Raw genomic sequence first — 12,712 nt, forward strand, 5'->3', positions numbered from 1 at the left:
GCTGGTCCAGGGGCATCTGCTCTCGATCGCCGCGGGGCGCAGCGTCCAGGCCTATGCCCTGATGGCGGCGTCCGCCGCGATCGGTCTGGCCATCGGTCATGAGATCGCGCGGCGCTGGGCGAGTCGCCTCCCGCCGCTGCCCGGATCGGCCCTCGCCTGGGCGGGCATTGGCGCCTCGCTGGCGCTGGCCTCCGCGCATTGGAACGACCTGCCCGAGTTTTTCGGCGCCTACATGGCGTATCCGCTGGTCCACAACTTCGGCGCTCGCGAGGCGGTTCGTGGCACGGTCTGCGCGCTGATGCTGATGCCGGCGGCCGTCTTCGCGGGTATGGCTCGCGCGCTGTCGACGCGCGGCGCGTCGTCTCCCGCCGGAACCGCAACCGGCATCGCGCTGCATGCGGCCGGCGGTGCCGTCGGCGCGCTGGCCGCAGGTCTGTGGCTGCTGCCCGCCTTCGGCGGCATCCTGGGCGCGCAGGTGCTGACGCTCATCGCCGTCGCCGCCGCGGTGGCGACCGCGCTGCTCCTCCTTGCCGGCCCCGAGACGGCCGGTCTGCGGCCTTGGCGCCTCCCGACGCTCGGCGCCTCGCTGGCGGCCGGGTTGCTGGCCTGGGCCTGCGGCGGATGGCCGCTCGATCCGGCCCAGCAAGGGGCGGCCGCGCATGCCTTCTTCGTCCGCCAGGACTGGGGACGCACCATCGACAGCGCCGAGCGCTTCGGCGATGGTCTGTCGACGGTGACCGTCTCCGCCGGGGAACGGCCCGTCAAGCAGCTGCTCGTCAACGGCCGGTTCCGCGGCAACGATCAATGGACAGGCGAGACCCAGACGCAGACGGCGTTCACCTTGGCGGCGCTGCTTCATCAGGATCGCCGGGGATCCGCGCTCGCGGTCGGCTACGGCACCGGACTGACGGCGCGCATCCTGAAGGACGCGGGCTTCCAGCGTCTGGACCTGGCCGACGCCGATACGTCCGCCGTCGCGCTGGCCGACCGGCACTTCGATTCGCTGAACCGCGGCGTGTCGCGTTTGCCGGGCGTGACGATGAGCGACCTCAGCGCGCGAGGCGCGCTCCGGGCGGCGTCCAAGGCAGGCACCGCTTACGACCTGATCCTGGTCGACGAGCCGGCGCTCTGGTTCGCGGGCGCCGCCGACGCCTTCAACCGCGAGTTCTATCAGCTCGCGCTGCGCCGCCTCTCCGCGCAGGGCGTGCTGGCGCAGCGGATCTCGCTCTCCCGGCAGGCGCCGTCGGAGCTGCTGGCGATCATCGCGACGCTGCGCGAGAGCTTCCCCCAGGTCTCGCTGTACGCGATGGGCAGCCAGGGGCTGCTGGTCGCGACCGCGGACCGCGAGCGGGCCTTGCCGATGACGGCGGCCTTGGCACGGCTGGAGCGGGAGAGCACCCTCGCGCCCGTCCTCGCGGCGCTGGGCCGCTCGCCGCTGACCTTGCCCAACGATCGGCTGCTCGGACCCGCGGGTGTCGACGTGTTCCTTCATGACACCGGTCTGCCGCCGGTGTTCTGGGCGAGCACCGACGACAACCTGCACCTGGAGTTCGGCACCCCCAGGGGCAACGTGCTTGACGCGGACGAGTCGCTGAAGGGCAATCTGAAAGTGTTGGAACGCTATCGCGGCGTGCAGGGCGCGTCGCGCGAGGAAACGCGATGAATCTGAAGATGCGCATCAAGGCCGCCGGCATCCATGCGGCGAGCAGTCTGGTCGTGGCCGCGCTGGCCGCGCTGCTGGTGTTCGGGGTCTGGTACCCGGGCGACTACATGGAGATCTCGGGCGGGCGGTCGCTGTTCCTGCTGATCGTCTCCGTCGACGTGATCCTCGGGCCCTGTCTGACCTTCGCGATCTTCGACCTGTCCAAGGGATGGAAGGTGCTGCGACGCGACCTCGCGGTGATCGTGGTGCTCCAGCTGGCGGCGATCGGCTACGGCGTGCATACCATGGCGCTGGCCCGACCGGTGCTGCTGTCGCTGGAGGGAAGCCGCTTCCGCGTGGTGCCGGCCTACACCGTCGTGACCGACGAGCTCGTCCGCGCGCCCGAGGGGCTGCGCGCATTGTCGTGGACCGGCCCGCGGCTGATCTTCGCGCGCCAACCGGTCGGCGACGAGGTGATGGACGCGGTCACGCTGGGCCTGGCCGGACAGGACCTGTCGATGCGGCCGCGCTTCTGGCAGACCTGGGGCGCCGCCGGGCGGGAGGCCGCGCTGAAGGCGGGCAAGCCGCTCGACAAGGCGCTGAAGGCGACGCCCTCCGACGCGGTGCAGGCCGCCGCCGCGCGCACCGGACTGCCGATGGAGCGCCTGCTCTACATGCCCATGCTCGCTCGCGCGAACGGCTGGTCCGTGCTGATCGACAAGAGCACCGGCGATCCGGTCGGCTTCGCACCCTTGGATGGTTTCTGAGCGGGCTGCCGGAAAGCCGGGTCCAGGGCGTTAGAGTTCCGCCCTGTCCCCACGACCCGGACCGTTCATGACGCCCGCGACGACGCCCGCCGCCCATTTCCGCTCCGCCTCCGCCGACCACGCCGTCGGCTCCGAGGCCGAGCCGCATCGCCAGTGGCTCACCTTGCTGGGCCTGCTCATCGGCGTCACCCTGGCGCCGCTGATCGCCTACAACCAGACGCCGTCCGCGACGCTCTACAACCAGCTCGCCGCCTTTGCCGGCCTCGGGCTGATCGTGGCGGGGCTGGCATGGGGGCGCTCGTTGCTGCCGGGCTGGCGCGTGGACGGGTTGTCCTTGGCGCTGTTGCTGATGACGGGCGTTTCGCTTGCGGCGCCGGCGACGAATGAGCTGCCCTGGTCGATGGCCCTGACCAGCGCCGCCATGCTGCTTGGCGCGCTGGTGGCGGTGCAGACGGGGCGCGCCGTCGCGCCCGGACTGCGCGAGGGAATGATCACGCTGTTCAGCGTCGCGGTCGTGGGCGCCGGATTGCTCAGCGTCATCGTCTGCATCGTGCAGATGTTCTTCCCCGGGCTGGCCGATGGCGTCCTGATCGCGCGATCAGGCGTGGTCGGCAGTGCCGTCGGCAACATGCGACAACCCAATCACCTGGCCAGTTTGCTCATGTGGGCCTGCGTCGGCGCGGTGTGGCTGGAGCAAGGCGGATGGTTGGCCAGACGGCTCGGCAGCGCGACGGCCGGCACGATCGCGCTGTACGTCATGCTGTTCCTGTTCGTGTTCTGCGTCCTGCTCAGCGGGTCCCGCACCGGCTGGCTCGGTGTCGGGCTGCTGGTGCTGTGGGGCGCCCTCGACTGGCGCTTGAAGCCGCGCGTGCGGATCGCGCTGGGCGCTACCGCGTTGATGTTCGTGGTCGCCTGGGGCCTGCTGGACCTGTACGCCGCCAGCGGTCAGCATGCTTTCCGCGCGCAGTCGCGGCTCTCCGGCGAAGGCGCCGGATCCCCGTCACGCATCGCTATCCTCAAGAACGCCGTCGCGCTGCTGGTGCAGAACCCGCTGACCGGTTCGGGCTGGGGCGACTTCAACCTCGCGTGGACGATGACGCCGTTCCCGGATCGGCCGGTCGCGTTCTTCGACCACACCCACAACCTCGAGATGCAGCTGCTCGTCGAGATGGGGCTGCCGCTGGGCCTGCTCACGCTGGGGCTGCTCGCCTGGGGGCTGACCAACTTTCTTTGGCACGCGGTCCGAGGCGGCCCCGCCAGCCATTGCATCGGCATGTTCGTCGTCATGATCGGCCTGCACAGCCAGTTCGAGTACCCGCTCTGGTACGCCTACTTCCTGCTGCCGGCCGCACTGGCCTACGGGCTGAGCCTGGCGGGTGCGCCGACGCCGGCGGTAGCGCCGCGTCGGCGCCTCGAGCTGACGGTCGTGGGATTGGCCGCCACGCTGCTGGTGCCGCTGGTGGTCGTCGACTATCTGCGCATCGTGCACATCTACGCGCCGCCGGCTGGCGCGGCCCCGCTGGATCAGCGCATCGCGCAAGGGCAGCGTTCGCCGCTGTTCGCGCTCCAGGCCGATTACGCCGAGGCGACGGTGAGCTCGCCGGGTCCGGTCGCGCTCGCCGCGGCGCAGCGCACCGGCCATCACCTGATCGATTCGCGGCTCATGATGGCCTGGGCCAAGTCGCTGAACGCGGTGGGCGAGACCGACAAGGCCCGCTACCTGGTGCAGCGGATGAAGGAGTTCCACAAGCCCGATGTGGACGAATGGCTGGAGGAATGCGAGGTCCTGGCCGAGGTCGGCGCCGCGGTGACGCCCTTCCAGTGCGAGCCCCCGACGCGCGAGTACAGCTTCCGCGAAATGCGGGAGCCGGTCGCGCCGCGCTGAGGCGAATGGAGCGCTGATGCAGGCCGAGGTGCTGCCGTGCTGAGCGCGACGCGCTCAGATCTCGGCGTGCCAGTCGCCGGATTTGCCGCCGTGCTTCTCCAGCACGCGGATCTGCTCCATCACCATGCCGCGGTCCGCGGCCTTGCACATGTCGTAGACGGTGAGCAGGCCGACTTGAACCGCGGTCAGCGCCTCCATCTCGACGCCGGTGCGGCCCAGGGTCTCGACCTGCGCGGTGCAGACCACCGCATGCGCGGCGGCGTCGAGCTCGAAGTCGATCGCCACGCGCGTGATGGGCAGCGGATGGCAGAGCGGGATCAGATCGGAAGTTCGCTTCGCGGCCTGGATGGCGGCAATGCGCGCCACGCCGAGCACGTCGCCCTTCTTGGCGGTGCCGTCGCGCACCAGCGCGAAGGTCTCGGCCTTCATGCGGATTCGCCCGCTGGCGCGCGCGACGCGATGCGTGACATCCTTGCCGGCAACGTCCACCATGTGGGCTTGGCCCTCGGCGTCAAAATGGGTCAATGGCGTGCTCATGCAGCGGCAACAATCGCGAAACCGGAGAGCCGCCATGATAGTTCGTGGCCTTGGAGTGAGTTCCCTTGAAGCGACTGAAATCAACGATCAGCCCCAAGCGCTGCCTCGCGGCGCTCCTGAGCGCGATGGTGCTCGGCCAGAGCGCGCTCGCGCAGGTGAACCTGCCGGCGCTGGGCGACTCGGTCTCGGCCGACGTGAGCATCGGGGCCGAGAAGAAGCTCGGCGACTCGGTGATGCGGCAGATTCGCGTGGACCCCGATTACATCGATGATCCGCTGCTGCTCGAGTACCTGACCAACACCTTCCAGCCGCTGGTCGGCGCGGCGCGCCGGCTCGGCAACATCAGCGACGACACCAACGACCGATTCGCCTGGGAGGCCTTCCTGGTGCGCGACAAGTCGGTCAACGCCTTCGCGCTGCCCGGCGGCTACATCGGCGTCCACCTGGGCCTGATCGCGATGACCGGCGCGCGCGACGAGCTCGCCTCGGTGCTGGGGCACGAGCTTTCTCACGTCACGCAGCGCCACATCGCGCGCAGCATCATCGGCGACTCGCGCACCAGCATGCTCGCGACCGTGGGTCTATTGCTGGGCGTGCTGGCCGCGGCGCGCAGTCGCAGCACCGACGGCGTGCAGGCCGCGATCGTCGGCAGCCAGGCCGCGGCCGCGCAGGCGCAGCTGAATTTCTCCCGCGACATGGAGCGCGAGGCCGACCGCGTCGGCTTCCAGGTCATGACGCAGGCCGGCTATCAGCCCGGCGGCATGGCCAGCATGTTCGAGCGCATGGAGCAGGCCTACCACCTGATGGACTCGGGCCAGTACCCCTATCTGCGCAGCCACCCGTTGACCAGCGAGCGCATCGGCGAGGCGCGCGCGCGTCTGGGCACGGCCGGCATGGTGAAGGTCGTGGGCACGACGGAGCATCTGCTGATGGCGGCGCGCTCCAAGGTCCTGATGGATCCGCGCACCGACGCTTGGCGCGTGCTGCAGAACCTGGACAAGGGCGCGCGCGAGAACCAGAAGACCGATCAGCTGGCCTCGTATTACGCGAGCGCGCTGGCCTCGATCAAGCTGCGCGATTTCTCGCGCGCGGAGGCGGCGCTGAAGACGGCGGATGCGCTGGATGGGCTCCTCGGCGCGGAGCCCGGCGCCAAGCGTCTGCTGGTCTACGCGCATGCGGAACTGGAGCTTGCGCGCGGCAAGGCCGAGGCCGGATTCGCCGCGCTGGAGCCGCTCAAGGGCGAACGCTCGCGGCCGATGCTGATGATCCGGGCCGATCTCGCGCAGGCAGACCCGCGCGCGGAGGTCAAGCGCGAAGCGGCCGATGCGCTGCAGACGCATCTCAGCTTGCACGGGCAGGACGCGCTGGGCTGGCAGGAAATCGGCACGCTGTGGCAGCAACTCGGTCAGCCGCTGCGGGCCGTGCGCGCGCAAGGCGAGTCCCGCGCTGCGCTGGGCGACATCAACGGCGCGATTGACCGGCTGCGCTCGGCGGCGCGCCAGTCGCGCGGACGGGATTCGGACCAGATCGAGGCGTCGGTGATCGATGCGCGTCTGCGCACGCTGGTCTATGAGCAGCGGCAGCTGCTCGCCGAGATGTACCCGCGCGGCGTGCCGCCGGGCGCGGAGCCTTAACCCCTGAGCGGGCTTACTCGGTGTCGGGGAAGAGGCGCTCGATCAGCACGTCGATCGCCATCCCGCAGAGCGAGTAGATCAGCGAACCGATCAACGCCGCCGCGAAGCCCGCGACGGTGAACCCATCCAGTACCGTCGCCGTCGCCCAGAACAGCAGCGCGTTGATGACGAACAGGAAGAGGCCCAGGGTCAGCAGCGTCACGGGCAGCGTGAGCAGGACCAGGATGGGTCGCAGGATGGTGTTGAACAGGCCCAGGACGAAGGCCGCGATCAGCGCGGTGCCGAAGCCCTTCACCTGCACACCGGGGTAGAGATGAGCCACCAGCAGCAGCGCGGCGGCCAGCAGCATCCAGCGGGTCAGCGTTTTCATGCCGCCAGCATAGCGGCAGTGTGCAGCAGAGAAAACCGAAGTTGCATTAATTGATTCAACAGGATAATCCGCAGTCTCCGAAAGGGGAGTAGCCACGTGGCGCGAGCCACGGCGGACGTCCGTCAATACGTTGCCGATTCGGCAGCCGGGCCCCGCACCTGATCGCAGCGTTCACCGGACGCGGCGGCCAGCCTTGCAAGACCTTTCGGCCTCACCGCGAAGCCGCCCTCCGGGTCTCCGACCAGAGGGGCGATCCCGCGTTGTCGTTGGCCGCGGTCGGGCGCATGCTCGATCCGATCTTGCAAGGAGTGCGCATGAGCACCATCGTTCCCGTCTGGCTCTGGGTGGCCTTCATCGGCATTGTCCTGGTGTCGTTGTTCCTGGACTTCGTCGTCCTTCGCAAGCAGGGCGCGCACGAAGTGGGCGTCAAGGAGGCGATCAACTGGTCGCTGGTCTGGGTGGCGCTGAGCGTCGCCTTCATGGGTCTGCTGTGGTGGGCCGTGAAGGACGGGACCGGCAACACCGAACTCGCCAACACCAAGGCGCTCGAGTTCATCACCGGCTATCTCATCGAGAAATCGCTGGCGGTCGACAACATCTTTGTCTTCCTGATGATCTTCACCTACTTCGCGGTGCCGGCGGCCTACCAGAAGCGGGTGTTGATGATGGGCATCATCGGCGCCATCGTGTTGCGCACGGTGATGATCCTGGTGGGCGGCTGGCTGATCGCGCAGTTCCACTGGGTGCTGTACCTCTTCGGCGCCTTTCTGCTGATCACCGGCATCAAGATGTGGTGGGCGGCCGGCAAGGAACCGGACCTCGAGGACAACCCCGCGCTGAAGCTGCTGCGCAAGGTGCTCCCGGTCAGCAAGAACTTCGACGGCGAACGCTTCTTCACGATGGAGAACGGCAAGCGCATCGCCACGCCGATGCTGCTGGTGATCGCGCTGGTGGGCATGACGGACGTGATCTTCGCGGTCGACTCGATCCCGGCGATCTTCGCCATCACCTCGGATCCCTTCATCGTGCTGAGCTCCAACATCTTCGCCATCCTGGGCCTGCGCGCGATGTACTTCCTGCTGGCGGCGATGGCGTCCAAGTTCCATCTGCTGAGCTACGGCCTGGCGGTGGTGCTGGTATTCATCGGCACGAAGATGATGCTGATCGACGTGATCAAGATCCCGGTGCTGGTGTCGCTGGGCGTGGTGGTGGTGATCCTGGCGGCGACCATGGTCCTGAGCCTGCACACCGCGCCGCGTCTGCCGGAGCACAAGCCGGACGAGCCCCAGGCGCTGAACTGATCCCGCGCTGACCTGACCCCTTGCAACCCCCGCGACGCCCTGGCGTCGGCGGGGGTTTCTCTTTCCGGAACAGCAACATTCGCGTCGCGTGTTCGCCACGCGGTATCCCATGACATCGAGCAAATCTTTGACACAGTCAAATGAGAATGCTTAGCATTTGCGGCCTTTGAGTTCGGGAGGTCCCTTGGGACGCCGGACTCGACCCCGCCACCGCCAGCCAGTCGCGAACAGGGAGGGCCCCATCACCGTGCGCCGTGAAGCGTCGGGGCAGGGCCGACATCGCGCAGCCAGCCGAGCCGACATCCACGACAAGAACTTCCCCTCGGAGCTCGATTCCCCATGTCCCGCTACATCAAGAGCCGCAAGCATGCGGTGGCCCCGCTGGCAGCCCTGGCCGCCTCGCTGACCTTCCCGATCGCCCACGCCGCGGATGCCGCCGACGCCGCCCCGGCCGACGCCACCACCGCCACCGCTTCCGCGTCAGGCGCGCCCTACCTGCCCCAGGTCAAGGTGGAGGGCAAGGCCCAGTCCGACTACAAGGCCGACAAGAGCGCCTCGTCCAAGCTGACCCAGCCGCTGCTGGAGACGCCCAAGACCATCTCGGTCATCAAGAAGGAAGTCCTGCGCGAGCAAGGCGCCGTCTCCCTGACCGACGCGCTGCAGAACACCCCGGGCATCACAATGCAGCTGGGCGAGAACGGCAACACCTCCGCCGGCGACACCTTCCAGATGCGCGGCTTCAGCGCCAGCACCTCGACCTTCGTCGACGGCATCCGCGACCTGGGCGCGGTCACCCGCGACGTGTTCAACCTGGAGCAGATCGAAGTCGTGAAGGGCCCCGCCGGTGCCGACACCGGCCGCGGCGCCTCCGCCGGCTACATCAATCTGATCACCAAACTGCCCCAGATCGACAATGCGATCGACGGCACGATCAGCGTCGGCGACGCCAGCCGCAAGCGCGCGTCCGTCGACGTCAACCAGAAGGTGACCGACCACACCGCCGTGCGTCTGAACGCCGTGTGGCAGGACAACGGCGTGCCTGGCCGCGCCGCCATCGAGCGCAAGACCTACGGCATCGCCCCGTCGATCGCCTTCGGTCTGAACACGCCCACGCGCTTCTTCCTGTACTCGCAGCACGTGCGCCAGGACGGCCGTCCGGACGGCGGCCTGCCGGCCATCGGGTGGCCCGCGTACTCGGTGGCCACGCCCGCCGCCACCGCGTCGCAGCTGGACAAGGACCGCGCCGCCGCGCTGCTGGTCGCCCCCAAGGTCGACCGCGACAACTACTACGGCAGCCTCGGCGACAAGGAGAAGGTCAAGGCCGACATGGTCACCGCCAAGCTGGAGATGGACCTGGGCGGCGACACCACCGTGCGCAACATCTCGCGCTACGGCCGCACCCACATGGATCGCATCCTGACCGGCATCATCGGCATCACCGCCGTCGATCCGACCAACCGCGACACCTGGATCATCGCCCGCTCGCGCCAGGGCGTGGACCAGACCAACGAGATTCTGGCCAACCAGACCAGCCTGAACACCAGCTTCCTGACCGGCGGCCTCAAGCATGACCTGAGCACCGGCATCGAGCTCATGTACGAGCGTCAGGACACGCTGAACTTCACCACCACCGGCACCATCCCGGCGGCCAACCTGTACAACCCGAATCCGAACGATGCGCTGCCGATGCCGGTGCGCAACGGTTCGGGCAACGAGGGCAGCACCAGCACGCAGGCGATTTATGCGCTGGACACGCTGTCGGTGACCGACGCGCTCAAGCTCACGCTGGGTCTGCGCACCGAGCACTACAACGTCCGCACGACCACGACCGCCCTGGCCACCACCGGCACCGGGCTGACCGCGACCAAGTTCAACGCCGGCAAGTGGATCACCAGCTGGAACGCCGCCGCGCTGTACAAGCTGGCTGAGAACGGCACCGTCTACATTGCCGCCGCCAACTCGCTGACGCCTCCGGGCAGCGCCAACTTCGTGCTGTCGGCGACCGGTCAGCAAGCGGGCACCGCCGATGCGCAGGAGACGACGAACTACGAAGCCGGCACCAAGTGGGACCTGCTGAACAAGCGCCTGAACGTGACCGCCGCGCTGTACCGCAGCGAGAACGATGGCGTGGTCAGCGTCGATCCGGTGACCAACCTGTCGACGCAAGGCGGCAAGGTGAGGGTGCAGGGTATCGAGCTGGCGGCAGTCGGTCAGCTGACCAACTTCTGGCAGGTCACTGCCGGCGTGCAGACCATGGATGCCAAGGCGCTGAACCAGCGCTCGGCCTCCACCGCGACCAACCCGAACCAGGTCGTCACCGACGGCGTGCGTTGGACGCCGAAGTGGTCCGCCACCGTCTGGACCTCGTACCAGTGGAATGACCTGACCGTCGCCGGCGGCGTGCGCCACATCGCCGACCAGAAGCGCGTCGTGACCGTCGCCCAGCCGGCCTCCACCGGTCTGGCCGCCCTGCCCGCGTACACCGTGGTCGACCTGATGGGTGCTTATCGCATCAACAAGAACCTGACGATGCAGCTGAACGTCACCAACCTGTTCGACAAGGACTACATGTCCTCGCTGAACAACGGCGGCGGTCGTCTGGTGCTGGGCGCTCCGCGTGCCGTGACGCTGATGGCCAACATCGGCTTCTGACCGAAACAGCGCCCGTTTGAGGTAGCGTATCGGCCGGCCCGCCCCCGTCCTAGCGGGGGCGGGCCGACGTCCATTCAAGCCAGGTGATTCCCGCAGATTCGAATCGATCCGGACATGCTTCTCCACATTCCCGAAGTGCTCAGCAAGCAGGACGTGCGCGAGATGCGCCAGCTGCTGGACGCCGCCGACTGGACCGACGGCCGCGCCACCGTCGGCGAGCAGGGCGCCAAGGTCAAGCGCAACCGCCAGCTGCCGGTCGACCATCCGGCGGCGATCCGTGTCGGCGCGCACATCAAGCAGGTGCTGGCGCGGCATCCGCTGTTCGTGTCGGCGGCGCTGCCGCTGCGCACGCTGTCGCCGCTGTTCAACCGCTACGAGGGCGGCGAGCATTACGGCTTCCATGTCGACGGCGCGATCATGCGGCAGCAAGGGACCGAGCAGCCGCTGCGCAGCGACGTGTCCTCCACGCTCTTCCTGAGCGAGCCCGATGAGTACGAGGGCGGCGAGCTCGAGGTCGTCGACACCTACGGCACGCACGAGGTGAAGCTGCCCGCCGGTGATCTGATCGTCTACGCCTCCACCAGCCTGCATCGCGTGATGCCCGTGACGAGCGGCGCCCGCGTGTGCTCCTTCTTCTGGACGCAGAGCATGATCCGCCAGGACTGGCAGCGTTCGATGCTGTTCGAGCTGGACCAGACCATCCAGAAGCTGCGCGCGCGGCTGGGCGACGACCCCGAGACCACGATGCTCACCGGCCACTATCACAACCTGCTGAGGCTCTGGGCCGAGACATGAGCACAGACAAGAAATCCGGCGCGCGCGCCGCGTGGCTCAAGCAGCTGCATCAATGGCACTGGATCAGCTCGGCGATGTGCCTGATCGGGATGATCCTGTTCGCGGTCACTGGCTTCACGCTGAATCACGCCTCCGACATCGAGGCCAAGCCCGTCGTCGCCAGCCGCAATGAGCAACTGCCCGATCCCCTGGCGAGCGCGCTCCGCCCCGCGTCCGACAAGGAAGCCGATCACAAGGCCCCGGTGCCCGCGCCGGTGCGCGAGTGGCTGGCCAAGACCCTGGACCGTCCGGTCGACGGCCGCGATGCGGAGTGGAGCCGCGACGAGATCTATCTGGCGATGCCCCGCCCCGGCGGCGACGCCTGGATCCGCATCGCCCGCGACAGCGGCGAGGTCGAGTACGAAGACACCTCGCGCGGCTGGATCTCCTATCTCAACGACCTGCACAAGGGCCGCAACGCCGGCACGGCCTGGAGCTGGTTCATCGACCTCTTCGCGCTGGCCTGCCTGATCTTCTCGATCACCGGGCTGCTGATCCTGAAGTTCCACGCGGTCAGCCGGCCCAGCACCTGGCCGCTGGTCGGCCTGGGTCTGGTGATCCCGGCGCTGCTGGCCTTGCTGCTCATCCATTGAGCGCGCGGATCACGCCGTCACGCCCTTACGACGCCCTCACGCCGACCACCCGTTTCCGTCTTTGCAGTCCCCGTTCATTCCGCTCCGAGCCGCCGCCAGGACTTCTTCGACCCTCAACCGAGATCCGATCATGAATCGCTCCCTCCGTCGTCCCTTCACGCCCACTCTGCTCGCGCTCGGCGCGCTGGGCACGCTGGGCGTGGGCTCCTCCGCCTGGGCCGCGAGCGTGCAGCTCAAGCTCGAGCTGCCGCGCCTGAACGTTGCCGAGTACCACCGTCCCTACGTCGCCGTGTGGGTCGAGAAGGCCGGCGAATCCGGTCCGGCCGTCGCGCAGCTGGCGGTCTGGTACGACATCAAGAAGAACAACAACGCCGGCACCAAGTGGGTGAAGGACATGCGCCAGTGGTGGCGCCAGGGCGGCCGCGCGCTGACGCTGCCGGCCGACGGCGTGTCCGCCGCCACGCGCGCCCCCGGCGAGCATGCGATCACGCTGGACA

The 12,712-nt window shown here is 68.4% G+C and carries 11 protein-coding genes; 9 read left to right on the top strand and 2 right to left on the bottom strand.

Annotation, left to right across the window (positions count from 1 at the left end; all coding sequences use genetic code 11):
* The 3 genes from ABDW59_RS23565 to ABDW59_RS23575 form a co-directional block, all read left to right on the top strand.
* Positions 1–1,663: hypothetical protein (locus ABDW59_RS23565; RefSeq protein ID WP_343633750.1), on the top strand; the 1,663-nt coding region annotated here is incomplete at its 5' end.
* Positions 1,660–2,409: a pilus assembly protein gene (locus ABDW59_RS23570; RefSeq protein WP_343633752.1), complete on the top strand. Its 750-nt coding sequence runs from the start codon at positions 1,660–1,662 to the stop codon at positions 2,407–2,409. The genes ABDW59_RS23565 and ABDW59_RS23570, both read left to right, overlap by 4 nt.
* Positions 2,410–2,476: 67 nt before the next feature.
* Positions 2,477–4,294 carry a Wzy polymerase domain-containing protein gene (locus ABDW59_RS23575; protein WP_343633754.1) on the top strand — a complete coding sequence of 606 codons (1,818 nt, stop codon included), beginning with the start codon at positions 2,477–2,479 and terminating at the stop codon, positions 4,292–4,294.
* A 54-nt stretch (positions 4,295–4,348) separates the two neighbouring features.
* Here ABDW59_RS23575 and moaC read toward each other — a convergent pair whose 3' ends face one another.
* Entirely contained in the window at positions 4,349–4,831 is a 483-nt protein-coding gene (gene moaC / locus ABDW59_RS23580; protein WP_343633756.1) for a cyclic pyranopterin monophosphate synthase MoaC, read from the bottom strand.
* A gap of 65 nt (positions 4,832–4,896) precedes the next feature.
* Between moaC and ABDW59_RS23585 the strand changes: the two genes are divergently transcribed.
* Positions 4,897–6,465 (top strand): M48 family metalloprotease, encoded by a 1,569-nt coding sequence (locus tag ABDW59_RS23585; RefSeq protein WP_343633758.1) that lies wholly within the window; start codon positions 4,897–4,899, stop codon positions 6,463–6,465.
* 13 nt (positions 6,466–6,478) lie between these two features.
* Here ABDW59_RS23585 and ABDW59_RS23590 read toward each other — a convergent pair whose 3' ends face one another.
* Complete coding sequence (locus ABDW59_RS23590) at positions 6,479–6,835, bottom strand: phage holin family protein (protein WP_343633760.1); 357 nt, start codon at positions 6,833–6,835, stop codon at positions 6,479–6,481.
* A 314-nt stretch (positions 6,836–7,149) separates the two neighbouring features.
* Here ABDW59_RS23590 and ABDW59_RS23595 point away from each other — a divergent pair, with 314 nt between their 5' ends.
* The 5 genes from ABDW59_RS23595 to ABDW59_RS23615 form a co-directional block, all read left to right on the top strand.
* Positions 7,150–8,136 carry a TerC family protein gene (locus tag ABDW59_RS23595; protein WP_343633762.1) on the top strand — a complete coding sequence of 329 codons (987 nt, stop codon included), beginning with the start codon at positions 7,150–7,152 and terminating at the stop codon, positions 8,134–8,136.
* Between the two features lie 339 nt (positions 8,137–8,475).
* Complete coding sequence (locus ABDW59_RS23600) at positions 8,476–10,788, top strand: catecholate siderophore receptor Fiu (RefSeq protein WP_343633763.1); 2,313 nt, start codon at positions 8,476–8,478, stop codon at positions 10,786–10,788.
* 114 nt (positions 10,789–10,902) lie between these two features.
* Positions 10,903–11,583 carry a Fe2+-dependent dioxygenase gene (locus ABDW59_RS23605; RefSeq protein ID WP_343633764.1) on the top strand — a complete coding sequence of 227 codons (681 nt, stop codon included), beginning with the start codon at positions 10,903–10,905 and terminating at the stop codon, positions 11,581–11,583.
* Positions 11,580–12,215, top strand: coding sequence for a PepSY-associated TM helix domain-containing protein (locus ABDW59_RS23610; RefSeq protein WP_343633765.1), 636 nt, complete (start codon positions 11,580–11,582; stop codon positions 12,213–12,215). The genes ABDW59_RS23605 and ABDW59_RS23610 overlap by 4 nt, the downstream gene beginning before the upstream one ends.
* A gap of 130 nt (positions 12,216–12,345) precedes the next feature.
* The coding region (locus ABDW59_RS23615; protein ID WP_343633767.1) for a DUF2271 domain-containing protein at positions 12,346–12,712 on the top strand (367 nt) is incomplete at its 3' end.

It is taken from the genome of Roseateles sp. (genome assembly GCF_039595295.1).
Lineage (GTDB): Bacteria > Pseudomonadota > Gammaproteobacteria > Burkholderiales > Burkholderiaceae_C > Roseateles.

Excerpts from the sequence above, each read along its gene's own strand:
- ABDW59_RS23575 (WP_343633754.1), top strand. The coding sequence starts at position 2,477 with ATGACGCCCGCGACGACGCCCGCCGCCCATTTCCGCTCCGCCTCCGCC.
- ABDW59_RS23590 (WP_343633760.1), bottom strand. The coding sequence starts at position 6,835 with ATGAAAACGCTGACCCGCTGGATGCTGCTGGCCGCCGCGCTGCTGCTG.
- ABDW59_RS23570 (WP_343633752.1), top strand. The coding sequence starts at position 1,660 with ATGAATCTGAAGATGCGCATCAAGGCCGCCGGCATCCATGCGGCGAGC.
- ABDW59_RS23595 (WP_343633762.1), top strand. The coding sequence starts at position 7,150 with ATGAGCACCATCGTTCCCGTCTGGCTCTGGGTGGCCTTCATCGGCATT.
- ABDW59_RS23605 (WP_343633764.1), top strand. The coding sequence starts at position 10,903 with ATGCTTCTCCACATTCCCGAAGTGCTCAGCAAGCAGGACGTGCGCGAG.
- ABDW59_RS23610 (WP_343633765.1), top strand. The coding sequence starts at position 11,580 with ATGAGCACAGACAAGAAATCCGGCGCGCGCGCCGCGTGGCTCAAGCAG.
- moaC (WP_343633756.1), bottom strand. The coding sequence starts at position 4,831 with ATGAGCACGCCATTGACCCATTTTGACGCCGAGGGCCAAGCCCACATG.
- ABDW59_RS23600 (WP_343633763.1), top strand. The coding sequence starts at position 8,476 with ATGTCCCGCTACATCAAGAGCCGCAAGCATGCGGTGGCCCCGCTGGCA.